The sequence below is a fragment of the Paenibacillus sp. FSL H3-0310 genome (genome assembly GCF_038002785.1).
In the GTDB taxonomy this organism is placed as follows: domain Bacteria; phylum Bacillota; class Bacilli; order Paenibacillales; family Paenibacillaceae; genus Paenibacillus_AQ; species Paenibacillus_AQ odorifer.
In genome coordinates this window covers 1,076,774-1,100,755 of sequence record NZ_JBBODC010000001.1, presented here as the reverse complement: position 1 = coordinate 1,100,755, position 23,982 = coordinate 1,076,774, and the positions used below count along the sequence as shown (strand labels likewise).

The 23,982-nt window shown below is 42.2% G+C and carries 32 protein-coding genes, 1 tRNA gene and 1 pseudogene; 13 read left to right on the top strand and 21 right to left on the bottom strand.

Features of this window, described 5'->3' with window-relative positions; genetic code table 11:
* Nucleotides 1–62: 62 nt before the first annotated feature.
* The 8 genes from MHH63_RS05005 to MHH63_RS04970 form a co-directional block, all read right to left on the bottom strand.
* Entirely contained in the window at nt 63–353 is a 291-nt protein-coding gene (locus MHH63_RS05005; protein WP_076317110.1) for a helix-turn-helix domain-containing protein, read from the bottom strand.
* Nucleotides 354–557: 204 nt separating this feature from the next.
* Entirely contained in the window at nt 558–779 is a 222-nt protein-coding gene (locus MHH63_RS05000) for a hypothetical protein (protein ID WP_235219493.1), read from the bottom strand.
* A gap of 40 nt (nt 780–819) precedes the next feature.
* The gene (locus MHH63_RS04995; RefSeq protein ID WP_341171271.1) at nt 820–1,248 is read right to left on the bottom strand and encodes a hypothetical protein; all 429 of its coding nucleotides are present in this window, start codon (nt 1,246–1,248) and stop codon (nt 820–822) included.
* 62 nt (nt 1,249–1,310) lie between these two features.
* Complete coding sequence (locus tag MHH63_RS04990) at nt 1,311–1,607, bottom strand: hypothetical protein (RefSeq protein WP_051491284.1); 297 nt, start codon at nt 1,605–1,607, stop codon at nt 1,311–1,313.
* Between the two features lie 126 nt (nt 1,608–1,733).
* Complete coding sequence (locus tag MHH63_RS04985; RefSeq protein WP_256715948.1) at nt 1,734–1,868, bottom strand: hypothetical protein; 135 nt, start codon at nt 1,866–1,868, stop codon at nt 1,734–1,736.
* A gap of 178 nt (nt 1,869–2,046) precedes the next feature.
* Nucleotides 2,047–2,493 (bottom strand): RNA polymerase sigma factor, encoded by a 447-nt coding sequence (locus MHH63_RS04980; protein ID WP_076191854.1) that lies wholly within the window; start codon nt 2,491–2,493, stop codon nt 2,047–2,049.
* A gap of 226 nt (nt 2,494–2,719) precedes the next feature.
* Nucleotides 2,720–3,844, bottom strand: a complete 1,125-nt coding sequence (locus MHH63_RS04975; RefSeq protein WP_051491285.1) for a M56 family metallopeptidase — start codon at nt 3,842–3,844, stop codon at nt 2,720–2,722.
* Nucleotide 3,845: 1 nt separating this feature from the next.
* Nucleotides 3,846–4,214 (bottom strand): BlaI/MecI/CopY family transcriptional regulator, encoded by a 369-nt coding sequence (locus MHH63_RS04970; protein ID WP_036683325.1) that lies wholly within the window; start codon nt 4,212–4,214, stop codon nt 3,846–3,848.
* Nucleotides 4,215–4,517: 303 nt separating this feature from the next.
* On the opposite strand from MHH63_RS04970, the gene MHH63_RS04965 reads away from it, so the two are divergent.
* The gene (locus tag MHH63_RS04965; protein WP_036683328.1) at nt 4,518–5,186 is read left to right on the top strand and encodes a hypothetical protein; all 669 of its coding nucleotides are present in this window, start codon (nt 4,518–4,520) and stop codon (nt 5,184–5,186) included.
* Nucleotides 5,187–5,448: 262 nt separating this feature from the next.
* Here MHH63_RS04965 and MHH63_RS04960 read toward each other — a convergent pair whose 3' ends face one another.
* Nucleotides 5,449–7,041, bottom strand: coding sequence for a sensor domain-containing diguanylate cyclase (locus MHH63_RS04960; RefSeq protein WP_341171270.1), 1,593 nt, complete (start codon nt 7,039–7,041; stop codon nt 5,449–5,451).
* Nucleotides 7,042–8,092: 1,051 nt separating this feature from the next.
* On the opposite strand from MHH63_RS04960, the gene MHH63_RS04955 reads away from it, so the two are divergent.
* Nucleotides 8,093–8,446: a hypothetical protein gene (locus MHH63_RS04955; RefSeq protein WP_341171269.1), complete on the top strand. Its 354-nt coding sequence runs from the start codon at nt 8,093–8,095 to the stop codon at nt 8,444–8,446.
* A 155-nt stretch (nt 8,447–8,601) separates the two neighbouring features.
* Here the strand turns inward: MHH63_RS04955 and MHH63_RS04950 are convergent, their stop codons facing one another.
* Nucleotides 8,602–8,835 (bottom strand): YolD-like family protein, encoded by a 234-nt coding sequence (locus MHH63_RS04950; protein ID WP_341171268.1) that lies wholly within the window; start codon nt 8,833–8,835, stop codon nt 8,602–8,604.
* Between the two features lie 460 nt (nt 8,836–9,295).
* Between MHH63_RS04950 and MHH63_RS04945 the strand changes: the two genes are divergently transcribed.
* Complete coding sequence (locus MHH63_RS04945; protein ID WP_341171267.1) at nt 9,296–10,153, top strand: discoidin domain-containing protein; 858 nt, start codon at nt 9,296–9,298, stop codon at nt 10,151–10,153.
* An 852-nt stretch (nt 10,154–11,005) separates the two neighbouring features.
* Here the strand turns inward: MHH63_RS04945 and MHH63_RS04940 are convergent.
* From MHH63_RS04940 to MHH63_RS04915, 6 genes are all read right to left on the bottom strand, one after another.
* The gene (locus tag MHH63_RS04940) at nt 11,006–11,149 is read right to left on the bottom strand and encodes a hypothetical protein (protein WP_341171266.1); all 144 of its coding nucleotides are present in this window, start codon (nt 11,147–11,149) and stop codon (nt 11,006–11,008) included.
* A gap of 412 nt (nt 11,150–11,561) precedes the next feature.
* Complete coding sequence (locus tag MHH63_RS04935) at nt 11,562–11,699, bottom strand: hypothetical protein (protein ID WP_341171265.1); 138 nt, start codon at nt 11,697–11,699, stop codon at nt 11,562–11,564.
* 22 nt (nt 11,700–11,721) lie between these two features.
* Complete coding sequence (locus MHH63_RS04930) at nt 11,722–11,892, bottom strand: hypothetical protein (RefSeq protein ID WP_341171264.1); 171 nt, start codon at nt 11,890–11,892, stop codon at nt 11,722–11,724.
* 1,148 nt (nt 11,893–13,040) lie between these two features.
* A tRNA-Leu gene (locus tag MHH63_RS04925) sits at nt 13,041–13,126 on the bottom strand.
* Between the two features lie 159 nt (nt 13,127–13,285).
* Nucleotides 13,286–13,762: a WGxxGxxG-CTERM domain-containing protein gene (locus MHH63_RS04920; protein WP_076136668.1), complete on the bottom strand. Its 477-nt coding sequence runs from the start codon at nt 13,760–13,762 to the stop codon at nt 13,286–13,288.
* 75 nt (nt 13,763–13,837) lie between these two features.
* On the bottom strand, nt 13,838–14,524 hold the full coding sequence (locus MHH63_RS04915; protein WP_076220018.1) for a M15 family metallopeptidase: 687 nt from the start codon (nt 14,522–14,524) through the stop codon (nt 13,838–13,840).
* Nucleotides 14,525–14,641: 117 nt separating this feature from the next.
* Between MHH63_RS04915 and MHH63_RS04910 the strand changes: the two genes are divergently transcribed.
* The gene (locus MHH63_RS04910) at nt 14,642–14,806 is read left to right on the top strand and encodes a hypothetical protein (protein WP_169744799.1); all 165 of its coding nucleotides are present in this window, start codon (nt 14,642–14,644) and stop codon (nt 14,804–14,806) included.
* Here the strand turns inward: MHH63_RS04910 and MHH63_RS04905 are convergent.
* Nucleotides 14,803–15,138, bottom strand: coding sequence for a YolD-like family protein (locus MHH63_RS04905; RefSeq protein WP_076128863.1), 336 nt, complete (start codon nt 15,136–15,138; stop codon nt 14,803–14,805). The two genes, MHH63_RS04910 and MHH63_RS04905, sit on opposite strands and share 4 nt — an antisense overlap.
* Nucleotides 15,139–15,352: 214 nt before the next feature.
* Nucleotides 15,353–15,913 carry a hypothetical protein gene (locus MHH63_RS04900; RefSeq protein ID WP_341171263.1) on the bottom strand — a complete coding sequence of 187 codons (561 nt, stop codon included), beginning with the start codon at nt 15,911–15,913 and terminating at the stop codon, nt 15,353–15,355.
* A 117-nt stretch (nt 15,914–16,030) separates the two neighbouring features.
* On the opposite strand from MHH63_RS04900, the gene MHH63_RS04895 reads away from it, so the two are divergent.
* Entirely contained in the window at nt 16,031–16,522 is a 492-nt protein-coding gene (locus MHH63_RS04895) for a PH domain-containing protein (protein WP_076213977.1), read from the top strand.
* Between the two features lie 73 nt (nt 16,523–16,595).
* Here MHH63_RS04895 and MHH63_RS04890 read toward each other — a convergent pair whose 3' ends face one another.
* Both MHH63_RS04890 and MHH63_RS04885 read right to left on the bottom strand, forming a co-directional pair.
* On the bottom strand, nt 16,596–18,071 hold the full coding sequence (locus MHH63_RS04890; protein ID WP_340397092.1) for a glycosyl hydrolase: 1,476 nt from the start codon (nt 18,069–18,071) through the stop codon (nt 16,596–16,598).
* Between the two features lie 174 nt (nt 18,072–18,245).
* Complete coding sequence (locus MHH63_RS04885; RefSeq protein WP_341171262.1) at nt 18,246–18,662, bottom strand: cytidine deaminase; 417 nt, start codon at nt 18,660–18,662, stop codon at nt 18,246–18,248.
* Between the two features lie 100 nt (nt 18,663–18,762).
* Between MHH63_RS04885 and MHH63_RS04880 the strand changes: the two genes are divergently transcribed.
* Nucleotides 18,763–19,200, top strand: coding sequence for a NucA/NucB deoxyribonuclease domain-containing protein (locus MHH63_RS04880; RefSeq protein ID WP_341171261.1), 438 nt, complete (start codon nt 18,763–18,765; stop codon nt 19,198–19,200).
* Between the two features lie 81 nt (nt 19,201–19,281).
* Here the strand turns inward: MHH63_RS04880 and MHH63_RS04875 are convergent, their stop codons facing one another.
* A complete protein-coding gene (locus MHH63_RS04875) occupies nt 19,282–19,431 on the bottom strand; it encodes a hypothetical protein (protein ID WP_155288175.1) in 150 nt (49 codons plus the stop codon).
* A gap of 149 nt (nt 19,432–19,580) precedes the next feature.
* On the opposite strand from MHH63_RS04875, the gene MHH63_RS04870 reads away from it, so the two are divergent.
* From MHH63_RS04870 to MHH63_RS04840, 7 genes and pseudogenes are all read left to right on the top strand, one after another.
* Nucleotides 19,581–19,757 (top strand): YjfB family protein, encoded by a 177-nt coding sequence (locus MHH63_RS04870; RefSeq protein ID WP_076098563.1) that lies wholly within the window; start codon nt 19,581–19,583, stop codon nt 19,755–19,757.
* Between the two features lie 163 nt (nt 19,758–19,920).
* Nucleotides 19,921–20,472 carry an ImmA/IrrE family metallo-endopeptidase gene (locus MHH63_RS04865; protein ID WP_036683410.1) on the top strand — a complete coding sequence of 184 codons (552 nt, stop codon included), beginning with the start codon at nt 19,921–19,923 and terminating at the stop codon, nt 20,470–20,472.
* Nucleotides 20,473–20,538: 66 nt separating this feature from the next.
* Entirely contained in the window at nt 20,539–20,700 is a 162-nt protein-coding gene (locus MHH63_RS04860; RefSeq protein WP_155288176.1) for a hypothetical protein, read from the top strand.
* Between the two features lie 356 nt (nt 20,701–21,056).
* Nucleotides 21,057–21,392, top strand: coding sequence for a DUF3139 domain-containing protein (locus MHH63_RS04855; protein WP_076192025.1), 336 nt, complete (start codon nt 21,057–21,059; stop codon nt 21,390–21,392).
* Nucleotides 21,393–21,506: 114 nt separating this feature from the next.
* Nucleotides 21,507–21,626 (top strand): annotated as a pseudogene (locus MHH63_RS04850) (phosphomethylpyrimidine synthase ThiC); the annotation flags it as partial.
* A gap of 330 nt (nt 21,627–21,956) precedes the next feature.
* On the top strand, nt 21,957–22,451 hold the full coding sequence (locus MHH63_RS04845) for an RNA polymerase sigma factor (RefSeq protein WP_076220021.1): 495 nt from the start codon (nt 21,957–21,959) through the stop codon (nt 22,449–22,451).
* Complete coding sequence (locus tag MHH63_RS04840) at nt 22,448–23,437, top strand: hypothetical protein (protein WP_339281312.1); 990 nt, start codon at nt 22,448–22,450, stop codon at nt 23,435–23,437. Before MHH63_RS04845 ends, MHH63_RS04840 begins: the two co-directional genes overlap by 4 nt.
* Nucleotides 23,438–23,982 lie beyond the last annotated feature (545 nt).

Sequence of the window (23,982 nt, the reverse complement as noted above, 5' to 3'; positions counted from 1 at the left end):
TTTACGTTTTTATTTCCGCTTGATCATCTTTATAGTAAATCACGCTTAATTTTTGCGATCTGTCACAGTTCTAGCTGTTCTCTAGGGTTAAGCCCCTTAACAGTCTGCAATAACTCCACTACTGTACCACTTAATTCACCAATAGTTGAATGCTCCTTCCCGGTTAAAAGCCATTCATAAGAACAACCGAACTCAGAGCAAATTGAGAAAACCGTCTCTATTGCCGGCTTACCTTTTCCAGATTCCAAATCACTAAGGCTGCCTTGAGAAACACCGATTTTATTAGCTAAATCCGTTTGATTAAGATTATGTATTTTTCGTAGTTGTTTAATATTTGCCCCAATAGTGTTCATTTAACCGCCTCCACACTACGATTTGTGCCAACAATTGATCCACGAGCTTTTGAACCTAAAATCAGTTTTAGCCATTTAGAGTATCTTTAATAATACTCAAGGAAAACCATTAAAAAAGCCCTGATAAATCAAGGGTTTCTTGACCATCAGGACTAAGATACTTGTACCAAAAATCGTTACAAACGCAACAAGATAAATTACAACTCACACGTAGATAAATTCTCCGCAACCTTTAACAAAATTCTCGGCAATTTCCTTTTGACTCATCCGGGTGACAATCCCTGAAAAAATACCAAGTGCAAAGAAAAGCGCTCCGATCTCAGTCATATACCAGCCTTTGCTCAGTATTCCCCAGACAATAAGTCCCAAGGTAAAGATGAAGCCGCCAATAATTAATTTATCCCGATTCGAGAAACTTACTTCTATCCCATCGTTCTCCTTGATGAAGCGTTGGCGGTTTAGAATATCATTTTGGAATACCGCTGAAAATCACCATGGCTATCGGAATCAGTAATATCCCTTTACTTTTGAGTCTTCCGGCTAAAGCCATCAGTGCCCGGTCAATCGCCCCCGTCTGCAGAATAATTCTAAAAGCTCCCCCTACAATCAGGACGAAGGCGACGACATCAGCAGCATTGATGATTCCCTCCAACGGCGCACTGGCAATTTGGGCAAATCCTTGTCTCAAATCCCCTTGCTCACTGATTTTAGGAACGGTATGATAGGTTCCCGGGATGATGGCTGTTCTGGAGGAACCATCCACCAGCACTTCCTGGCGGTCAAATTGGCCGCTCGGGACAATCCAGGTTAATCCGGCAATAGCCACGATAATCAGAAAAATCAATGTATAACTATGAGGAAGGGACAATTTTATTTTAAGTTTAACCGTTTCCATTTCTACCCATCGTAATCGGAACATTGGCCTCAAGCATGGACTTGTAATTATAAAACCGGCTTTCATTTTCTTTTCCGGCCACAGCAGCCATATAAGCATCCAAGCGCGAAATGGACCTGCAACGGCAGCTCTCCCGCTGCTTCCAGCTCTTCAAGGACCGGCAGCAAACCGCTATGCCTGTCAAAGCCTATATCTTTTATCGAAGTTACACCCCGCTTAGCAAGCATTCGGGCAAAGTCCAAAAACTCTTGTCTGACTAATTCCTGATCCTGCATCATGTCATGAAGGAGACGGGCGCGTGATTCCGCGCTGCATTGGTTAGGGAGAAACTGATACTTATCCTGGGCAAGCTTGTTCATCCAACAATAGCTTTTCGTCAAATTAATGGCGATTACAGCCCTGTCAGTAAAAGCTTCGTCTAATAAGCTTTGCCCCGGAAGCTCGCCCCAACACTCTTCACTCCACCCGTAAGCGTATACATTTTGCTATAAGGTTTTTTTTGCCTCTTGTTTTAGCAACTCTAAAGCCTCTTGGATTGTAGCGACATTCGTCAGATCCACTCCACGGTGCATGGACATGTAACCGGTAAAAAATACATGGTTATCATGTACACCAGGCATAATGAACGCATCCTTCAGATGATGAACAAATGTTGCCGGTCCTATCCATTTCTCTGCTTATTAAGCAGCTCCACGATAGCCGTAACCTCTCCTGCATAACAAGGTTGAATACAATACTTGCTGCGCCACTGTTTTTTTGCGCCAGAACACTTATATTATTTTCATGATTGCTGGCTGGTTAAACTATGTTTTTCAAAACTTTTTTTAACTTCTTCTTTACTCGCTGAACCCGTTTTTTACAGGCCTCTACAGAAATCCCAATTTCATTAGCCGCCTCCATCATTGAATACTTCTCCAGAGTAATTTTTTTAAGTAATTTATAGTCTTCAATATTGGTTAAGTCAGAAAATATAAAGTCAACATCAAGTACGTCACTATCCTCAAAGATAACGTTTTCATCTATTTCGAATGAAGTTACTACTATATTTTTAAGGTATGCCCGACTGCGAACTTTGTTTTTAATAACATTCTTTAATGTATTAAATAGCCAGCCTTTCGGATTGGAACAAAATAGAAATTTGTCGGCTTTAGCACATGCGATTCTAAATGTGTCCTGAACGGCTTCTTCGGCCAGTGTGCGGTCATTCAACTTGCTTTGTGCATATGCCAACAATGAACTATACATTTCCGTATATAATACTTTTATGGTGCGACGTTGATTATCATTTAGCACCGCCTTCTCACCACCATTTCCTTTTTATGAAATACAATCTACTTTAGTTATAATTTTATATAAACATATAAATATTGGTATTTCAATACTACCCTATAAACAGATAATAGGAACACTTTTTCAAAAAAAATTAAAAATAAAAAAGCAACCCTCTAAAAGGTTGCCTTCTTCCTATTCATCATTTATATCCTAGGTTATTTGCATAGCGGCGCAATAGCTCTTTGAGGCGTGTTACCTCATTAACAATTTCACTATCGCTATCAATATTGTCATTTCTGTCATACGACGAAGTAACAACTTCGGTAGTAGTAGATGCTTGAGGTTCATCTGCGTTAGCTGAAACGGTTAACGCGGACCCTATCCATATAATTCCTATCAGCGCCACACAAAGGAATAGAACACCATTTTTCTTCTCTTTTAGGTCCATGATTGAAGAAATGCGATTTTTCAAACCTTTTTTCCCTCCATAAAAATTACTTGATAATGCTGTTTGGAGCTTCGCCCCATTCCTCGCAACAGTAATAATGATTTCCCCATATTGTATTCGCCGTTGATGATCTGCGTTTTGTAAAACCAATGCGTCACAAGAGATTTCACATTGTTCCGCTGCCGCTTTTGCCATAAGATAGACAACTGGATTGAACCAATGAAACGAGGTTGCAATCAAGATCATGGCCTTGCACCAGAGGTCATGCCGTTTAAGATGAATCAACTCATGCTTTAGAATTAGATACACTTCATCATCTGATAGTTTCACTCGCGGCAGTAAAATGACAGGCTGTATAAAGCCAATGAACATAGGACTTGTAACGCTTTCACATACGCATAAACCTATATGCTTTTTAATCCCGAGTTCCGACCTTACACTGTCTAAAATCCCTTGAACCTTCGCATCGGTTACAGGATCACTCCAACGACGTACCGTCTTCATAAAACGACTATGCCGTAGAGCATGATACAGTATTATGATTACAATACCGCACCCCCAAATCGCTGTAAGCACCCACCATAAAGAGATTGTTGCCCAAGCATCCCCCCTATCCCCAAAGTCCATTAAGGGGACAGTACGGATTATGGATGGAACAAGCGTTGCAGGAAGATCCGGCATGGTCACAGGGAGAACTAATAGGTCAATCTGTGGACGAAAGGGGAATATCCAGCCTACCGCAAGCAGCAGCCAAACCCTATAATTCCACTTTGCGACATATCGTTTGGATATAAAGGGCTGTATTGCCGCGTACACAAGCGTCAGCAATGACATAGATACAGAGCATTGGAGCACGGTAACTAAAAATCCCTGCATATCACTCCCTCTTATCTTTCAGCCAATTTTCCAATTGATCGAGGTCACTGTCCTTTACTTTGTTACTAGCATATAGCGTAGCAACCAAGCTAACGAATGAATTCGCATGAAAACGCTCCATAAAGTCGCCTGTTTCAAATTTCAGGTACTCCTCTTTGTTAATTAAAGGGAAATAAGTGCGCTCTTTTCCCTTTTTTTCAGTTCGAATAAAGCCACGCTCAACCAACCGTAACATAAGAGAAATGACCGTTTGCGCTTTCCATTTCCTATCATTTCCCAGCTGTTGCATAATAACATTAGTCGTTATAGGTGAATCATTGGCCCACACAACTTTCATGATATCAAACTCTGCATCTGGCAATTTTCTCATTATTTCTATTAATCAACTCCTTTAAGACAACTGTCTACAATGATATTCTACATTTGTCTTGAATTCATGTCAAATCTATAAAATAGAAATATTTTATCCTATTTATCACACACAAAAACAATATTGGGATATTTTTGAAAATCTTTGTCCCCAATTCGATACATTAAGACATATATATTATGAAGAAGCATTTTCATAGTTTAACACTAATGAAACGGAGGCAATTCCGATGAACAATTAACGAATACTTTCACGTTGAACGAAAAACCAAATTCCCAATTTTAGAATGGAGGCTACTAATTAATGAAAAAGAAATCTCTCTTTGTTTTCTCGGCCCTGGCTCTCCTCCTCCTCCTCACTCCAAGCTTTGCGCTTGCAAGTAATCAGCAGAACTACTTCGCTTCCCTGTCGGAAGAGAAGCTCGCTTATCAGGATGTTGACGCAGCTCCTACGGAATGGAAAGACGACATCTTGAATGCAAGGAATTCTATAATATACAGTACTTCTTGGACTGTTGATGGTCAGGTTGGCTATGAGTTGCCCGATGGAATGTTAGTAGAACTTCCAGAATTTTCGGACCTTTTTCCAGGTTGGGATGTTCCTAAATTGAAAGAAGATGTACGAAAAGAACAGTTAACTAAGCCTCAAACTTATGATTTTCATACCCTAGCCGCGAATTATGTTGGGTTTGTCTACTTATTTGAACCCTCAAATTCTGGAGCGTCACTACCGTTTTACACCTTTTATTCCAGCGCTAATAGAGTCACAATGATAGGTGATTCTTTACCAGGGACAAGCTATAATGCCGGTTTCACAAATCTTAACACTGGTTCGGATGTAGGTTATGCAAATAACTTACCGCAAGGTGGAAAACTATATCTCACTAAACTGAATTCAAACACTGCATATGGGGCTCGGGCTAGCACGTACAGCACAACAGGATATGCGCAAATGAGCGTAGTTGACGGCTAAACTCATCATCTGATTCTGTAGTGTCGGGTAGATGTTTGAAACGTAGATTGATATGTATGGGTAATCAAGGACTGCTTGTTCATTGAGGTTATTCGCTTTCTTCTAATTGATAGACTGTTTAATGCTTCTTCCATTATTGCTATTGCTGCCTTTTTAACTTTTGTTAAACGTATAGCCATTGACAAAACCTCCTTCTACTTCATCTGATTTAGTCAGATATAGCAAAGGAGGTTTATATGCTTCTATATTTCGAGCCATTGTTTCAAACATCAGCGACCATAGTCTGGTTTCTTCCCCTGCTCTTGGCCAAGTATAACGCCTGATCCGCCTTCTCCAGCAGCCCCTCCCGCTCCAATGTATGAAAAGGATAATGGGCGATTCCTAGAGAGATTGTAACCTGTGTCTCGATTGGCCCCCTGCTTTGTTCCATTGCCCGCCGGACTCTTTCAGCTATGATGAAAGCTTCCTCAGGTCTTGTGTGGGCTAGCAAGATGATGAACTCTTCACCGCCGTAGCGGTAGCAAACATAGTCTGGACGAACCGAGGTAACTATAACTTTGGCTACATGTTTCAGCACTTCGTCGCCGATGAGATGACCGTAAGTGTCGTTCACGAGTTTGAATTTGTCTACATCCAGTACAATGAGCGAAAACGGTTGTCCTGAGTCAATCCACTGACTCATCGTATACTCTAACGATCTCCGGTTCATTAAACCGGTCAGAGCATCCGTCGTAGCCTCTTGGGTCAGTTGATCCGTCTGCTTCTGAATATCCGTCACGGCAAGCAACACAGCCTTGGTCAGCAGATCTGCCTCTCGGCTCCATTGCGGCTTCGCTTCTGGCAATTCAATCTTCTCCTTGCCCATCCTGCTCACCAGATTTGCCAGGTACACAAAAGGCCGGGCCAGCTTGCGTGCTACGAGAATGACGCCCATCAGGAGGATAATGAACGGAAACAACGAATACCAGAGAATGGTCCGAAGGTGCCCCATCAGTTGATGATGGATGACACTAATCGGCGAAACGACCACAATTCCCCATCCGTTGGCTGGAACGCTGGAGTATCCGGCAAGCATTTCAACGTCACGGGTGTTACGCACTTGCTGTTCCCCACTCTCCCCATTCATGAGTTTCTGCACAACCTTGTTATTGCTGACATCCTCCCCAATGAGCTGCTTATCCGGGTGGTACAACAGATGCCCGCTGGAATCCACAATATAATAATAGGAGCCAGAATCGTCCACGTTATTGTCGCCAAAAATCATAGACAAAATATTGTTCTCCTGCAGATAAAATGTGCCGCTCAAAATACCGCGATATGTACCATTCTTGCTAAAAATCGGCTGACTCATAAAAACGATTAGTCTATTGGTGGTTTGGGTCATGTAGGGGGAGGATATGTAAGGTTTTTTTAACGCCAGAGCTTCCAAACCGACCTTAGAAGTAATATGGTTTCCTACTGACCCCAAACTAGCCGGTACTACATTGCGGATCAGCCCGTCGGCATCGAGCACGGCGATAGAATTGAAGTAATTGCTACTATTGCGCATCAGTTCCAAATTATCATCAACTTGCTTCGGCGTTGAGGTTTCGTCATCGGAGAGTGTGTCAGCACTGTATTCCAAACTGCTGCGCATGGACTGAAATAAGGAATCCATTGTTTTGGTCATTCGGTCAGCGTTGTAGTAATTCAGATGGAGTGTAGTCTCCATCAAGGACTGTTTTTTGGACTCGTAAGAGCCAATCAGAAGGATGCTTGAGGTTAGTAGAACCACCAGCGTAACCAAGCCCGTAAGCAGCGATGTAAGACTGAGCTTTTTACTTTGACCCGGGTCGGCTCTTCTCAGTGTAAGCAAACTTTAACCCTCCTTGGTTCTTGAAAACTAGATTAATTAATAATACAACAAATTAAGATGTTATTCGACAGTAATCAAAAGGCTCGGATCTCTCATACCACTCTGCTTACCGTTTGATATACGGCGGTTCATGAAATCTTACATATTAAAAAACTCCTCTCCAGAACTTGTGATTAGACAAGCACTGAAAAGGAGTGAACCTTAGCTTTTGACGGAAGTTTTACTCAAGAAAAACAAAAAAACCTTGATTTCTCAAGGTTTTCACTATGATGCCGAGGACGGGGGTCGAACCCGTACGGTACTCACGTACCGCAGGATTTTAAGACATGGATTTTTATTGATATGATATGGAACTAAACTCAATAACCTAGTCATATCAAGGACTTAACCCGTTCTTATATTGTTCTCATTTGGACTGGTTTCTACTGGTTGACCTAGAGTCTGTCCCCAGTTCGTCCCCTGCGATTATTTAACAAAACCTTGTATTATAAAAAAAGTACCACTTATAGTTTTGATCCCTTGCAACGGAAATTAAAATCTGTGCAAGGGTTTTTGTTGCTTCTTGGGTTAGTGTCTGGTTAATATCTAATTTGTGTAATTGCATGCCTCACTTCTTTGCTCTCATTAATTTACATATCTAATAATAACCTAAATGTAATCTATCAATTACTTGAAACGAGCTAAAAATATCATTGGTTATAGAGAAACGCAAAACCCCACCAATATAATCACTGATGAGGGACATTTTTACAATCGTATCGGTTGGGTGTCTTATATCTATATTGAGCTAACGTTTCCCGTTAGCTTAAATAGAAATTCGTATGAAAAAGATATCACTATTATACATTCTTTACGGGTGCCATAGTTGAAAATGAAGAAGAAGAATGCTCAATATGCCCCTGTCATTTACATTGCTTTCAGAAATGTATCTCTTGACTATGCCCACGACTCCCCTATTTTATTCAAATTAACTAGATACAGACACAAGCAAAATCCCTTTAGTTTACATCTATTAAATACTGTAACATATGCAACTTGAGGAGGTTATATCATGGCAATTAAAAAGAAGATTACAAGAAAGACAATTGTAAAACAAAAAAGTATCATTAGATTAAGTGCAACAAAAGTACGTACTTCGCAAAACCTTGGGAATGGCTTTGACCGTTTTGTCTTTACTAGAGTAGTGATCCCACCAGGAGGTAGCAGAGAACTCAGTATGTTAGCTCCAATCAATAGAAGGGTAGTCTCTGGTGGATGGTCAATTAGACCTGGTGATCCAAAAACCAAAGAAGTGTTCGCAACAGAATCTTATCCTAGAACTAGTAGAGAATGGGTCATAACTGTCTGGAATGATACTTCAGATTTTCAAATAGTCATACCTTACTTTATAACTAAGTTAAGATAGCTACTATGAATTATTTGGTCTGTCATTAATAATTCCCTTCTCCTACTTATGGATGAACATGTCCATAAGTAGTTTTTTTATAGCTTGTTTGTATGCCTTGTTGCACTATGCTGCCCGTTAGCTTAATAAGGGATAATTGAAAAAGCGACACTCGTTTAAGTGATTGCCTCAATAACTTCCTCTAGTTTAATCCATTCCCAATCGCCATCATGATGGAACTTAATCTGTTTCAACTGTCGATCGACTCTCATGACTATTCCATGGATGGATCTGTCCTCATATTCCCCAAAAAATGTAATTGTAATCGGACTACAATCCTCTAAATATTGAGCTAATACCTGTGAGATTTCAGCTAATGCTTTGGGATCTAAATCAGGCTTTGATCGCACTTCTTCTTTAAGCGAATCGTCAGAATCCTATTTTTATGTTCAGGCATTATCATCCGACTTCCCTCCCAAAGACCATTATCTTCAAGTTTCTTACGCTGATGTGGTTTCATTGTCTTCGTCGACTCCCTTAATAACTTTCAACGCTCGTGGCATGTTCTTACCTCTCTGTATGTACCCCTTAATCTCCAGGCGCTCCATGTGCGCATGTATTACCGCTGTAGAATTTCAACAGTTTGACCAATCTGCATTTGCATGTTGATACCCCCCTAAAACAAGAACATTTGTTTGTATTATAACCAAACATGCATTCTTAATTCAATAGAAATCCTATCACCAAATGTAATAATTATGAATTAATAAATATAATACTCTTTTTATTACATATTTAAGAAATATTGTTTAGACTGTTCTTTTTGCATTATGTATCTTTGATTCCTATAAACTACTAAAGGAGATACATATGAAAAAGAAAATTTACGTACCTATCATTTTATCCTTACTTCTGCTATTTAGTTTTGTTTCTATTACTAAAGCAAATACCACAACAGTATCAAGTTTAATTCCGGTAATGACATCTAATACTTCTCCATCCGGAGTGGTAAGTGCAAGTAGCGAATGGGGTATTGACCATCAAGCGTTCAACGCATTTAACAATAACAACAACGACTATGGATGGGCTTCTAAAGAAGGTGTGCCATATGGATGGATAGCTTATGAATTTGAAAGTCCACAAATTGTTAACTCTTACTCTCTAACAGGTCGTGGCAAAAACGAGAATGTAGCAAAAGAATCGCCTAAAAATTGGACTTTCGAAGGATGGGATGGGGAAAACTGGGTTGTTCTTGACACTCAAAACAACATTACCGGTTGGACTACATCAGTGGACAAAGTATTCGCGTTTAATAATGAAAAAGAGTATAAAAAATACAGATTAAATATATCAGAGAATAATGGATACTCTTATTTTGTTACTATTGGCGAAATAAAAATGAACTACACTCCTGCTCCAGAACCAACTGCCACACCAACACCAGAACCAACCTTCACGCCTGTACCCACTCCATCTGCTACTCCGGAAGTCCCAACAGGTGACAGAGCAATTTTGACAGTAACTCTAACCACTGGGTTAGAAAAAGAATTTGATCTACCAATGTCAGAAGTTACTACATTCCTAAATTGGTACGACAGTGCTTCGGAATCTGCCCGTTATGGAATAGATAAGCACGAAAACAACAAAGGTCCTTTCAGCAAACGTACAGAATATGTTGTACACGATAAGATACTTACCTTTGAAGTTAGTGAGTACACAATTGAATAAATAAAAACACCTCGCCGACCAATAAAGGTTGGCGGGGTGTTCTTATCACTGCTCTAAATTCAAATCGCACTCGCACGAAATGGGCACGAGCAATCTTATATGTAACATTCACTTCTTTCACTCCTATGTAAACCATACCCACCATTGCAGGTAGGTATGGTACTTTCGTTACAACTATTTTAGCGAGAACTACCTGGTATATTATCTATTTCTGTTCATCAATCGCTGAGTTTATAACAACTTAATATAGATTTATTTAGCTTTTCAGCTTCACTTTCTGGAATTGAGTAAGTAATCTCAGAACTATTTACATTCACCAAAGTTCCAGAGACATCATCGATCCAAAGGTAATATATCTCCGCACCCAACTCTATCTTAAACTGTGGTGTGGCTCTATTAGAAAAACCTGGATCTCTATTCGAATCTTCAGCAGTTTTTTGAATTATTTAAATAATACTTTTGTCTGTTATAACTGCTCGTGTTCCATTTACTACCTCATCAAAACCATCCATTATATATATACATTTCATCAATGGTATTTGGAGAACACCCACTAACTAGAATTAACGTTAAAAATGCTAAAAGCGATAGCAGTCCTTTTTTCACATAGCCTTCGCTAAATATTATTAATGAAATATTATTTCGAGAAAACTTTTCCAGGTAAAACAAATTCGATTCCTTCCATATTTATATATTCATTATTTGACTTCTCATCATAAAAGTAGTTAACTGATAAGTTTAAACCATCATGATTTATTTCTTTTGTCATTTTTCCACTTTTGTTTAACTTCGCTTTATTTCCATTTTCAGTATTATACCGTTATCTAACATTCCATTAGATACTTTTTTCCGTTAACGTTTACCGTCACTTTTTACGTCTTTGTTCACCTTCGCCGCTTCCTTGTACCGCTCTATATTAGTCAAATCTTTAGCCATTTCCGTTTCAGTCGGCTTAGTACCCGCACGTAGTTGTGAGGTTGTCAGTCCAGAAGTCATTTGAAAATGCTGTGCTTCCTTATTAAGGGAAAAAACATCGCCTCAGTTGAAGCCAAAAGATTTTGCCTCTTGAACTACCTCCGTCCAATCAGCCACTTTACCACCGTCACCGTCACGTTTTATATCCCAAGATACTTGTTTCCCATCGGGTAGTAACACTGCAAGGTCGATAGCTAGTCCAAATTATAATAACTAGTTCCACCCTTTGCATTGATAACACTAAAGCTGAGTTTAATCCTCCTAGTGCATTTAAAGCGACTTGCTCAGCAATAGTTCGAAATAGTTGAGTGAAACGGATAGGCATTCCGAGTGTAACAGCGTTCAATTAAAACTGTGATAGCTAAAATAACGGGATGGAAACCAATAAATCTCGTAGTTGATTTACTCTTTACTCGATCCAGTGTCAGAGACATTAATCATCGCCTCCCTTTCTGCTGGTAGCGCGTTTGACTTTCTTATCCAACTCACTACCTCCCCACTTGAGCACTACATCCAAGACAGGTAATGGAAGTGAATCTCCCCACACTGTCCGAATTAAGTTAGGACTCATGCTTTGTAAAACATGAAATAGGTTACTGATGGACAGTGCTCCAAACCTCAGGCAGTCCAAACACCATGTTCAAAAAATATCCATCAGCCGGAAGCAGTAACATAAAAAATGTTCGGGAGACTCCATCAATTCCGTATTTACTAGCATGGGTGTTGTCTTTCTTGCATGCTCTAATACCTGATAACCAATCCATGATAATAAAAGCGCGACCATGATGGTTACGACTTCGTCCGCCTCCCCATATTAATAATCATATGTCGGAATAAGTACTGCACCTACTGTTGACGTAGCGATTTGTGATTTAGTCATTATAATTCGCCCCTTTCTATTGTTTTTCCGAATTAACTAGCACTTCTAAATTTGAATCTTCTTTTGGTTGCAACGCACCTAATATTTCACCGACTCTAAGATCAACTTGCTGCAATATCTCAAGTTGTGGCCCGGGGTAAAATTCTTATACTGTTATAATCGCTTCAACTTGTCTCGTCAGAAGAAGTGCTAATTCAAGTTTTTTATAAATATCAGCCCTGTTCCTCCTTCCAGACAAAAGTAAAAGCCCCCAAAATATTGGAGAGGATTTCTTATAAATTGAGCTTATCACTAGAAATATTCGTAATCACTGCGGATTTGATGACCACCGTTAACTCCAGGGCATTTAAGGAGGATACAGTGAAATAATGTATAATTATGGTAATGGAATGAAGAGGATTTTATTATGCCAAAGAAAGAGGAAGAAAAGCAATGGATCTCATTAATGGATCTGTCGATAAGGTATGGGCAAGGAAAGTAGCATGTGTAATAAACAAGCAGCTAATAGTCAGCCTTTATTTGAGCATCTTTAATTTGCTTTGAATCAAATATTTTTACATAAATGCCCGACTTTGTGTCATGAAAAATCTTGTATACTGAGATATCGTGTCTTTCTCATTTACTTCTCCAATTCCGCAATCCGCATATCGACATCAGATAGCTGCTGCTGGAGAACGGTGAGATCGGACTTATGCTTTAATAGAATTGCCTCATACTGTTCAAGTACTGCTTTTGCTGTTTCATCAGCGCCTTTATTATTTTTGAGAATTTCTGCTGACTTGATACAAATTCATTTGTAACTCGTATGCTTGCCCAAATAAAAGATGGAGAACTTAGATATGTGTAAATCAGCGACCATTCTGACAAACAAAGAGGAACGCGATTGGAACCTTTACCTAGGGTTCTACTATTGGGACAAAGTTCTTATCAAGTGCTTCTAATTTGTCCAATATTATCATCCTTTGCTAAGGAATTTTTTCCGAAACCAATAAAAAACAAAAAAACCTTGATTTCTCAAGGTTTTCACTGTGATGCCGAGGACGGGGGTCGAACCCGTACGGTACTCACGTACCGCAGGATTTTAAGTCCTGTGCGTCTGCCTGTTCCGCCACCCCGGCATATTATGTGTTGAAGCTTCATACGTTGTTCACATATAACGCGACAAGAAATATAATATCATGAATATCGATAACGCGCAATCCTTTTTCGAAAAAAAATTATTCACAATAAAAATAACCCGTTCAGCCAGAACCGATACGGGTTATTATAAACGCGGATTATCTACGCTCGTCACTTCTGCTTCTCATTCCGGCAAGACCCAAAAGTCCAAGCAGACCGAGCCAGCCCCAGTTAGATCCTTTGTTAGTTGCAGCATTCGTTGTTGTACTAGTTGCACGGTATTTGCCGGTCTGTGTGGTGTTGGTTGCCGGGTTGACAGTGCTGTTGGTTCTGTAGTTATTTCGGGTGTCATTGTAGTTATTGGTATTGTAGTTGTTAGGTCTGTAATTATCATCGATGCGGATCTTATCTTTCATAATGCTCTCATGCTGATTCAGCGTTCCCGTGGTGCCGTTCATTAGATTGCCTTCCGTGTTCATCATCCGAGTGTGTTCCGCAGTCCCATCCATCCCGGTATTCGCGGCGGGGATACCGCCCAATGCTGCTGATCCCACGGCATTTGATGCATAGCTAGCTCCCATTAGACTCATTGATAATACAGTACCGCATGCAAGGCTTGTTATCAGCTTGTTCATAGTGTTATGCCTCCCTTTAAGGTTAGTTATCACTGATAATTTCCCCTTGGACGGCACTGTCTATGCATGGTGGTTTTACTCTTTTACTACATTAACTGTCTTAGTCACAGCATCATAAGTAACCTTTGCTCCAAGCGCCTCAGCCAGCGCACGTATGGGTACATAAGTTGTTCCGGTATCGAGAACGCCATCGGTAAGCTTGCGGCCGTTTAGGTTAATGGTCACTGTAACGTCTTTGTTCACCTGATCATCCCCTCCGGTAATCTTTTTTAAAGCCTCTTTGGCTTGGTCCGTCGTTGGACGTTTACCTGCCCGAAGTTGATCTATAGTTAAACCGAAAGTCATTTGCAGATGTGAATAATCTTTAAAAGAGGTCCAGTCCCCGCCCCATTCTAAACCAAGCCGCTTAGCCTCCTGTACAACCTCTTGCCAATCCGCTGTCTTATCCTTATCACCATCACGATTGATATCCCAAGAAAGGCTAGTGCCATTCGGCAGCAAAAGCGCAAAATCAAACGCAAGACCATAATTATGATAGCTGGTACCGCCTTTAGCGTTGGTAACTATCGGTCCTGGTTTGCTTCTACCCTGCGCATACAAAGCATTTTGCTCAGCAATGGTCCGTAGACCCTGAGTAATAACGATAGGGACTCCTCTCGCATGGCTTTGCTGAATCAAAACATTCGCACCTGCCGCCAAGACAGGATGAAGCCCGACCAGACGCGCCGCGGATTTTTCCCTCAATTGCTCCAAAGTCAGCATAGAATCACCCCTTTGGTATATTCAATGATGCCGCTGCCCTATTTGCCTGTACCCCTGTCCCCTTTAGGATGATTTCCACAAAAAAGGACAAAATATTTAACGAAAGGTGGGAGACATATGGATATTCATAGCGATAGCTATAAAGTTGCAGCCCTTAGTGAACAGGAAGAAGCACTGGAAATTATTCGGAATGCTGAAGCTTCCATTGCACATCTGACCGGTAATCCTACCGTTACCTTAATCGCTTATGAGAAAAGCGAAGGCAACGGTTCTCAGCATTAAACGATGTAGACCTCGACAATATCATCCACATCGATCCACTTCCATTCCTCCGCCCACTGCAGCTTAAACTCACGCGAGTGGGTGTGAATGGAAGTCACAAAACCACTTAACATCGTATTTTCAAAAGGGTCAAAAAGAACAACTGTCACTCGTACATGACTCCGCAACGACAAAGCCAGTGTACATTCAATCTCCTCCAGCTTCTGCTCATCCAGAATAGGCTTGATGCGGCGCAGCGTTTCCCGTTCATCTCTTATAATTCGTATCTTATGCTCCGGCAGCATCATGCGGCTGCTTTCCCACAGCCCGTTTTTCTCCAGCTTTTTGCCCATGGTAACCCCTCCTTAATTATATATCTATTCCTCTGAACACGAACGTATGTTTGTATTATATCCGCATCTTCGCATATTAATCAATAATCAGGAAAAAGATACCTTTTTAAGGGTCACTCTTTATTCAAAAGATGTATATTAATGTATATCTATTCAAGATAAAATTCGCAGCAAAAAGACGCTGACAGATAAACTGCGCAGCGCCTGATTTGATTTATTCTTGAACAACGTCCCCAGACTCTGAGGTAGCCTGACCTTCGGAATCTATAAGTCCTGTTGCTTCTCTTGCCTCGTTAAGCTTGGAAATACCGAATAACATCGCTACATCAGCGTTCTGATTCAATTCATTAAATTGCTCAGCCGTAACGTTTGCGGAATCAGCACCTTGAGAGGCCTCTTCTTTTAAAGAATAAGCACTTTCAAAGGCAACTTTAGACTCTTCGAGCAACTTACGAATGTCTTCCGGCAAGCTGGAGGAAATTTTTACTTTCTCGGCTTGATTCGATAAATCAGTTGCGGTACTCTGGAATTGCTTAATTTTCTTCTCCAATTGCTTGTCCGTGAGATCTCCTGCTGAATAACCAGCAATGGCTTCGTTGAACTCCGCTAAAGAAGTTTTTCCTGACTCTTCAAGTTTAGACATTTCATTGTAGAAGTTTTGCACGGTCTCCTGCACTTCTTCCTCCGTGGCAGGTGCCGATGAAGTTGAATTATTGCTGCAGGCGCTAAGGATGACAGTCATCATCAGCATTCCTATTAGTAAAGCTTTTTTCATTATTTATCCCTCCACTTAACAGGATAATGTCGGTTTGTGTAAAGCGCAAATGAAATATATGTAAAATGACTGTTATGTTATAATTATTTTAATTGTGATCAGGAAAGGAGAGTATTTATGCCTTATTGCACCACCTGTGGAGCGGAATACAAGCAGGGCGCTAAATTTTGTGGAGAATGTGGAACCAGCCTTGACGGTACCGCTCCAGTAACCGCTCATCGACCCACAGTAGATAATAATCATGTCATTCAAGAAGTCGTGCTCTGGAAAGGCAAACCTGCCGGCATCTCGGATCGACTCAAAGGAATCGTAGGACTTAACACAACTTCATATACCATTACAAGTCAGCGTATTATGGTAAAGACCGGACTTATCGGTAAAAATGTTGAAGAAATCGAATTGCTGCGCGTACGCGATTTATCCGTAAAACAGTCTATCATGGACCGGATGCTTGGCATTGGATCATTAACTGTATTTTCTGATGATGCCTCAGCGCCTCAGCTTCTTTTTCGAAAAATCCATGATGCCCAAACCGTCAAAGATGTTCTGCGCAAAGCCGTTCGTGACGAGAAGATCGCCAACAACATTAGCTACCGCGAGCAAATTTAAGACGTTCATACGTAAAAAGGCCCCGGAAAACCGGGGCTTTTTGCTTGCGCTTGCACACTTGAAGTACTCTTTTTTAAGGAAGATAAAATGCCCCCGCTGGGATAACCCCCTTGATCTGGCTCGGACTCTCCCACTGCAAAACAACCCGGGCGTCGCCCGCATTCTCATAATACTCCACCTTTATTTCATACGGCTTACCTGCAATCAGGTTTATGCTCCCTTTTCGTTCCTGGCCGCTCTGATTCACCCAACTATCAATGACTAGCCCACCATCAATCCATACCCGTATCCCATCATCAGAGTAGGAATAAATGGTATACACCTCGCTAAAAGCAGCCGTCAGCTTCCCACTCCACCGCACAGAGAACGCATCTACACGAATGGCAGGATCAGGCGAACCTTGTCTCCATGAAAAGTTAATATTGGCATCCGTACGCAACAGTGCAGGCGTGCCGCTAAGCGTCATGTTATTGTAATATTGCCCACAGAGTCCACTCTCCAGCACACTATCCCCGATAGCAGCGAAAGCGGCGGCCTCAGCAGCATACTCCTCTCGTGTGAATACCATTTTGTCGTTCATAAAAGCTTTTATCACAGCATCGGTATTCTTCTCATAGAGGAGTTTCCCCCAGGTCAGCTGATAAGACCATTTGGGCTGTGTTTTGGACAACAGTTCAGCAGACGGAAGCTCTCCATTCTCACCAATCGCAATCAGCTTGCCACGACCCAGATCCCATAAATTATCATAATGACTAATCTTGAAATCCGCGTCATAAATGTCGAGCGCCAGCACATCTACCTTATCACTGCCCGGATAGTATTCTGCCGGCTCATCACACCACTGATTTTTTGCATTTGGACTCCAAACCCACAATAAATTATGCAGCTTATGATAATTGGTAAAACGATCGAACATAAGGTTCCACAATGCAGCGTAATTGCTCTTTTGCCCCCACCAAAACCATCCACCATTCATTTCATGATACGGCCGCCAAAGTACAGGAACCCCTGCGTCATTAAGCTTTTTCAGCGACAAGGCTATCTTATCCAGATCAGCTAACAGAGCATTATACTGGGTGGTACCTGGGGTTATATATTTATCAAAATCAGCATTGCTTAGGCTCGTATTTACATTCCCCCAAGTTGGCGCTGTCCCCGGTAATGCAGCGTGATAACACATCGTTACGATCCCGCCGGCCCTAGACCAGCGTATCGCACTGCTGACGACCCAATTCCGTTGATTGTCAATTAGAGCCTGTGACTGATTATTGATTGCGCCCAGCTCGTAGCCATGAAGCGCAGCATATTGCCCGCTGCTATTTTTAAGCTTCTCCATGAGCTCATCTGCACTTTCCAAATAATCATGTTGGCCGCTTATCACACCCTTTCCCTGCAAGTAATAGAGGGTATTCAGCAATAGCTGAGCCGAGGACGACAGCCCCGAATCCGCCGGAGCCATTTGTAATCTGCGAAAAGCCATCTGCCACTGCACATCGCCCACGAACCTTGATGCTGAATCAACCATCTGACGAATAATCCGCTGCTCCATCTATTCTCACCATCCTTTTAAATCTTTTTAAGTTATAGTATGGGGACAATAATGACATGAACTCAGCGAATGGACATGAAGTTGTAAAATAAGTTGGGACGATATAAGGAACTGCTGAATAAATTCACGGCTCAACAAAAAAAGGAGCTCCGCGGCTCCTCATTACTTTTTTTCTTATCTCGTGTACCTTAAAGGCAATAGCTCAGTGATTTCATATTTAGCTAATCGGTCATCCTCCGATACAATTATCTTGCAGTCTATTCCGTAATCCGCAATTAACTCTCGGCACATGCCGCAGGGAGAGACTACTTTAATCTCTTTTTCCTCGCTGTCTGGATCAGAATGCCTTACCGCAACAATCGTATCAAATTCCTTATAACCTTCTGATATCGCTTTGCCAATCACCATCGCCTCTGCACAGACTGTAATCCTCCCCATGCTGGCTTCCACATGTACCGCTGTAAAAATCTCTCCTGTTTTAGTACGAAGCGCTGCACCCACATGGTGCCGTCCCCATTCATAACACCTAGTAATTATATCTTCGGCAGCCGTAATAAGCGTCTGATCCTCAATGGTAATTATGTACTCCATATCCAGTTCCGTCCTCCTTTATTTTACCTAATTATATTAAATCGCACTGAATTATGATATAAGATATACTATTTTAAGTGCCAAAAAAGGAGGAGCAGAATTGAAAGTAAAAAAATGGATCTCCAGTCTCATCATTGTTGCATTACTTGCTTTGGCTAGTTACTGGTTTGAACAAAATGGAGAGCCTACAGACCCCTCGTCTCCATCCGATTCGAGTGTTGTTCAGCTAACCTTCCCATCAGACCGCTATCCTGAGACCGCCAAGCATATTCAGGATGCCATTGCGAAAGGTGAATCCGCCACATGTACGATTAACCGAGAGCAGGCTGAAGAGAACCGTAAAGAGTCCTTAAAAGGGATTCCCACTAAAAAGGGGTATGACCGGGATGAATGGCCAATGGCTATGTGTGAGGAAGGCGGCATTGGTGCCGACATTGAATACATAACGCCAAGCGATAACCGCGGGGCTGGAAGCTGGGTTGGCAATCAGCTGGAGGATTATGCAGACGGAACGCGGGTAGAATTTATGTTTAAATAACGGTCTGTCTGACCAGCCCCAGGCAACAGAATAGCCCCACCTGGCATTCGCCAGATGGGGCTACACTGCACATCAGCTAACTTAGAATAAGCAAGCTTTAGTGATGATAACCAGCAAGATGAAAAGTACCAGAATTGCTCCTGTTGAAGTCCAAGGACTACACACCGGACCTACTGATGCTGGACTTACTACCGGACCTACGTTACAACCACAACCATGTTCCATTCCCATTTTCAATTCCTCCTAATGATTAATGACTACAGCACAAGATATGTAAAAAGGAGATAAGCCGTTTGGGCGAATTGGCAAACAAATGCCAATCACCTAATGAATTGAAGGTGGACAGTCGATAAACAGGATATACACAAAGGAGGTGCAATATGGATATAGCTGCATTATCAATGGCAATGAGCCAAGCATCCTTAGCTCAAAATGTTGGGATACAGGTCATGAATATTGCCAAGAATCAGGCTGAAACCCAGAGCCAAACCATGGTGGAAATGCTGGGCAAAAGCGTTGCTCCTAATTTGGGAAAAACACTTGATATTAGTGTGTAATTGCTTTATGCTAAGGATACATGAGAACGAATGTTCCTGTGTATCCTTAGCATTTTTTTACTCTACATAGCCCTTCGGGCTTTTCTTTTGCGCATTTATGCGAACATACGATCCCATTAGTGATTTATTAGTGATTTTAAACGAGGTGAATAAGTTGGAGAACATGAAATCATATTATCAAATGACTGTGCTTGAGAAATGGACGGAGGATTTATACAAGCGATTAAATCTTCATCAGCCCTCACAAATTTCAATATCGTATATTGCAGAGCGGCTTAATATCTGGGTTCATTATTTGGATGTGAGAAGCAAGAGCATTGAAGCGTCTGCAGGGATGTACAGCCTGTTTATCGACAACCGCCTTCCAGCCAATCTTCAACGGCTAGAGTTTCTTCATGAACTGTGTCACCTCCTTCGCCATGGCAGTGATAATCAGACCTTGATGCCAGAGCATTTCACGCGGGCACAGGAGGATGAATCCGAGCGTTTTATCTTGTATGCGGCGATGCCTTACTCCATGATCTCCCGCATGACATTGCCTGAGCAACGGGAGGATGCCATCTCCTATCTCGCAGCAGAATTTCAAGTTCCTGCCGAGCTGGCCTTACAGCGGATTGATCAGATCCAACGACGTGTGTTCCAAGGGCAATTATTGGCCGTGATGGGAAGAAACGAAGAACGACTGACACATATTCGCAACGGATCACGGAGATAATAAGCTTAGTTGCAATAGTTCTCTGCATATTCATTTATGGTGGAATTTCTCGTGAGGGGGAACGACATGGAAGCCATTAAAGTAATCGAATTATTACTGACTCATCCGGATTATAATGTAGATGCAGTACACCCCGAAATCCCGGATTTCGTGGGCATTGAGACGATTGAGGTGGATCACGAAACGGGGACCTTCTCCATTTTATTGCAAGAACCCAAAGAGGACTAAAAGAGAATCATTATTCTTCATAAGTTAAAAGGCAGCAAATCTAGTATGTCCCGGCAATTCTTCGTTCGCTTACGCCTGGATTACTATTGTTATTTGCTGCCTTTTTGTATAATCTGTTATGCAGATACAAACTGTATCACCAATAAGAACTAGAATAATGAATACACCGACAAAACCCCATATTAAAAACCATAAGATTTCCACCCCCGGCAGCCTTGGACTTACCTTGTTCTCCAACATCTTAATTCGCTGCTCCAGTATTTTCTCTTCCTCCTGCGTCATATATCTATGAATGACATACCAGTCTCAGTATATTATCTTATACTATATACAAATTATTTATATGGAGGGAATTAATGAAGAAAAAAACAAAACTAATCTTCATCGTTCTAATCCTTTTAATCTATGGAATAACATCCTTAGCCTTCCACTACTTCCAAAATCATATGAACAGAGAAGTCATTCATTATCTAGTAGAGACGAGAAATTATAAGAAAGAAGATTTTGATAAAGTATACACCCAGATTGCCAAAGCTCCCCTCGTAAGTACCACGGTGATTTTTGCAGACGAACCCTACGCAAGATACTTTTATCGAAAAGAAAATGGAAGGATCTTTCAATACAGCAGGGCTCCTGTTAAAGGTAATGATCCTAGCTATACATATAAACATATCGAGGAGAATCTCCCGTGAAGGAGTTGCCCTATAAAAAAGACGCGTTTGTCCAGCAGTCAGCACTTGGCTGCTTGGGCAAACGTGTTTTTTTGATCTTCCCTGCTCTAAATAGGTAAACATCGTTTGCGTAGACAGGTGATGGTAGAGGGTTCAGGACATGTGCCGATGCACTTGATTAAAGAGAGTATGGATAAGCAACTTGAAACTTGTAACGAAGCCCCTTTTTATACATTAGATCCACTGACTACAGATAACATTGGCGTGGTTCTTAGCAGCTATCGGACACAGTTGATCTTATGCGCGGTATAACCCTCCATTTCAAAGTGTAGCGGACCCCATAGCCTTTATTGGCATGAAAAACACCATATAAGACCTCCTTTTTAAGGAATAGCGTCACTGGAGTCCGCGAACCTGCTCAAAAGCCTATAAATATGCAAATAACGACTTCTGAGTCCGTAAGCCTCTGGAGATAATTTATGAATAGGTATTCTTTACGCTCAAACACAAAGGAATTTTCTCAGGAACAAAATGTGACCTAATGCCGTCCTAAATGGTGTTATAGGTAAAGGGGGGCACAGTATCATGCAGCGATCCATGACCCGGCCGGGAAATCATGTGATGAAGAGTTACGAAATCTACGCAGATATGCTGTTCCGGATCGCTTTGGTCCATCTAGGCAGCCGGCAAGATGCCGAAGAAGCCACTCAGGATACCTTCATCAAGCTAATAGAAAAAGCGCCGGAGTTCAAAGATGCCGAACATCAGAAGGCATGGCTGATCCGGGTAATCACCAACCATTGTAAAACACTACTGGGCAGAGGCTGGCGCAAGCGCGAGGTTAAGCTGGAGAGCGCTGAGCCAATTGCGGCAGACAGCCCCGAGGATTGGGCTCTGCTGCAGTTAGTTATGGCGATGCCCATGAAGTATAAAACCGTAATCCATCTTTATTATTACGAGGACTATCCCATCCAGGAGATCAGCAAGATTCTGCAGATTAGTCAGTCTGCCGTGAAGATGAGACTTCAGCGGGGACGGCAACTGTTAAAACTGGAGCTGGAAGGAGCGGAACCACAGTGAAGGAAGATCAGTTTCGAACAACATATAAGAAAGCGGTGGATTCGATGAAACCAGGTGAAGAGATGAAAAAAGAATTGTTCAATAAAATAGAGCAGCGGCAGGAGCGGAAGCGTCCGCGCAAAACCGTTTATATCGCAGCAAGTGTCGTGCTCGCCGCAGGAATCGGTCTGGCTGGGCCTAGTATATGGCAGCAGTTGAACAGTCAGAGCTCCCCAGGGCAGGTTGCCCAGGTAACTCCGGGAGCAAGCAATGCTGGCAATTCAGGCACAGCTACATCCGGCAGCATTGTCATTCCCAAGCTGAAACTGCCAGATAAGGAGTCTGGCGTGAAGGCAGATATGATCGCCTTGGTCGTGTATAAAAATAATATTTATACACAGTCAGCGACTCGCATTGACGCTGCCGATGCTGCTGCTCTGCGCGGTGATAAGTTGGGACGCACTACAGGCGGCATCAACGAATGGAGCGGTAGCGACGAATATATTGAGTTAGCCTCGAACATCGGCGAAACGGATCTCTATTCCGTGAAGGGCTATGACTCCAGCTTTCTGATTATGTCCTATTCGGAAATCAACGGCGAGGTATTCGCCGAACTGTATGAGCACACCAACGGCATCACCATAAACAGCGGCGCCGACCTGTTCGGCAAGCTGAATCTTGAAGGCCGAGTTACTTCTGCACAATGGGAAAGCTTCAACAGCTGGAACAACGGCCTCCAGCAGCAGGCGCCACTTGCCAATGGCGAGGCGCTTGATGGCTTCCTGACAGCCCTCCAAGCTGCTAAACCGCTGGCAGCAGAGCCGCTGATCGAGCAAGGCATCTACGACAGCGAAGACCGTAAGATCATCTATTTGCAGCTGGAAGACAACGCCCGAGTAGAGCTGACGCTGTTCGGTCAAGGACTTGTACGCTACGGTCAAGCACCGGCATTCTTCGAGGTCGAATCCGGGGCATTCCAGCAGCTGTGGGACAGCATGAAACTTTAAGGATGTTGGTGGAAACCCAGGGACGGCGGTTGGGACGGCGGTCAGGACTGCGATCGGGACTGCGACTGGGACTGCGATCGGGACTGCGATCGGGACTGCGACTAGGACTGCGATCGGAAGTAATTGAGTACCTCGTTTCGGTCGCCCTGCTCTCCATTGGACAATTTAGCTGGCTGCTAACAAAAACGGCACTGCTTCAAAACCATTTCATGGTTTGGAGCAGTGCCGTTTTGTGCTTTACTGTATGGTTTATGAACTCGCATACTAGATATGCTGGTTGTAGAGGTGAGACTACTGTTATTACTTTAAAGGACGATTCTCGCTGTAAATTCTGCAACTAAATCTGTGAGGAGCACGGCACTAACGAGCTAACGAACTAACCTCCTCCACCTCGAGCTATCGGACCCAGATGTCGCTATTTGCTGATTTTCAGCCTTAAGAGCATGGTTTCGGACTCCATGGACGCTAATGCCCAGAAAGAGGCTCAAATGCGGTACTTTTTATGCCATTAGCGACTATGGAGTCCGTTAGAATTGCAAATGTGG

Coding starts and splice junctions, on each gene's coding strand:
- MHH63_RS05005 (WP_076317110.1), bottom strand. CDS start 353: ATGAACACTATTGGGGCAAATATTAAACAACTACGAAAAATACATAAT.
- MHH63_RS04995 (WP_341171271.1), bottom strand. CDS start 1,248: ATGGAAACGGTTAAACTTAAAATAAAATTGTCCCTTCCTCATAGTTAT.
- MHH63_RS04990 (WP_051491284.1), bottom strand. CDS start 1,607: ATGAACAAGCTTGCCCAGGATAAGTATCAGTTTCTCCCTAACCAATGC.
- MHH63_RS04985 (WP_256715948.1), bottom strand. CDS start 1,868: ATGCCTGGTGTACATGATAACCATGTATTTTTTACCGGTTACATGTCC.
- MHH63_RS04980 (WP_076191854.1), bottom strand. CDS start 2,493: ATGTATAGTTCATTGTTGGCATATGCACAAAGCAAGTTGAATGACCGC.
- MHH63_RS04975 (WP_051491285.1), bottom strand. CDS start 3,844: ATGCAGGGATTTTTAGTTACCGTGCTCCAATGCTCTGTATCTATGTCA.
- MHH63_RS04970 (WP_036683325.1), bottom strand. CDS start 4,214: ATGAGAAAATTGCCAGATGCAGAGTTTGATATCATGAAAGTTGTGTGG.
- MHH63_RS04965 (WP_036683328.1), top strand. CDS start 4,518: ATGAAAAAGAAATCTCTCTTTGTTTTCTCGGCCCTGGCTCTCCTCCTC.
- MHH63_RS04955 (WP_341171269.1), top strand. CDS start 8,093: ATGGCAATTAAAAAGAAGATTACAAGAAAGACAATTGTAAAACAAAAA.
- MHH63_RS04945 (WP_341171267.1), top strand. CDS start 9,296: ATGAAAAAGAAAATTTACGTACCTATCATTTTATCCTTACTTCTGCTA.
- MHH63_RS04940 (WP_341171266.1), bottom strand. CDS start 11,149: ATGACTTCTGGACTGACAACCTCACAACTACGTGCGGGTACTAAGCCG.
- MHH63_RS04935 (WP_341171265.1), bottom strand. CDS start 11,699: ATGAGTCCTAACTTAATTCGGACAGTGTGGGGAGATTCACTTCCATTA.
- MHH63_RS04930 (WP_341171264.1), bottom strand. CDS start 11,892: ATGGATTGGTTATCAGGTATTAGAGCATGCAAGAAAGACAACACCCAT.
- MHH63_RS04920 (WP_076136668.1), bottom strand. CDS start 13,762: ATGAACAAGCTGATAACAAGCCTTGCATGCGGTACTGTATTATCAATG.
- MHH63_RS04915 (WP_076220018.1), bottom strand. CDS start 14,524: ATGCTGACTTTGGAGCAATTGAGGGAAAAATCCGCGGCGCGTCTGGTC.
- MHH63_RS04910 (WP_169744799.1), top strand. CDS start 14,642: ATGGATATTCATAGCGATAGCTATAAAGTTGCAGCCCTTAGTGAACAG.
- MHH63_RS04905 (WP_076128863.1), bottom strand. CDS start 15,138: ATGGGCAAAAAGCTGGAGAAAAACGGGCTGTGGGAAAGCAGCCGCATG.
- MHH63_RS04900 (WP_341171263.1), bottom strand. CDS start 15,913: ATGAAAAAAGCTTTACTAATAGGAATGCTGATGATGACTGTCATCCTT.
- MHH63_RS04895 (WP_076213977.1), top strand. CDS start 16,031: ATGCCTTATTGCACCACCTGTGGAGCGGAATACAAGCAGGGCGCTAAA.
- MHH63_RS04890 (WP_340397092.1), bottom strand. CDS start 18,071: ATGGAGCAGCGGATTATTCGTCAGATGGTTGATTCAGCATCAAGGTTC.
- MHH63_RS04885 (WP_341171262.1), bottom strand. CDS start 18,662: ATGGAGTACATAATTACCATTGAGGATCAGACGCTTATTACGGCTGCC.
- MHH63_RS04875 (WP_155288175.1), bottom strand. CDS start 19,431: ATGGGAATGGAACATGGTTGTGGTTGTAACGTAGGTCCGGTAGTAAGT.
- MHH63_RS04870 (WP_076098563.1), top strand. CDS start 19,581: ATGGATATAGCTGCATTATCAATGGCAATGAGCCAAGCATCCTTAGCT.
- MHH63_RS04865 (WP_036683410.1), top strand. CDS start 19,921: ATGAAATCATATTATCAAATGACTGTGCTTGAGAAATGGACGGAGGAT.
- MHH63_RS04860 (WP_155288176.1), top strand. CDS start 20,539: ATGGAAGCCATTAAAGTAATCGAATTATTACTGACTCATCCGGATTAT.
- MHH63_RS04855 (WP_076192025.1), top strand. CDS start 21,057: ATGAAGAAAAAAACAAAACTAATCTTCATCGTTCTAATCCTTTTAATC.
- MHH63_RS04845 (WP_076220021.1), top strand. CDS start 21,957: ATGCAGCGATCCATGACCCGGCCGGGAAATCATGTGATGAAGAGTTAC.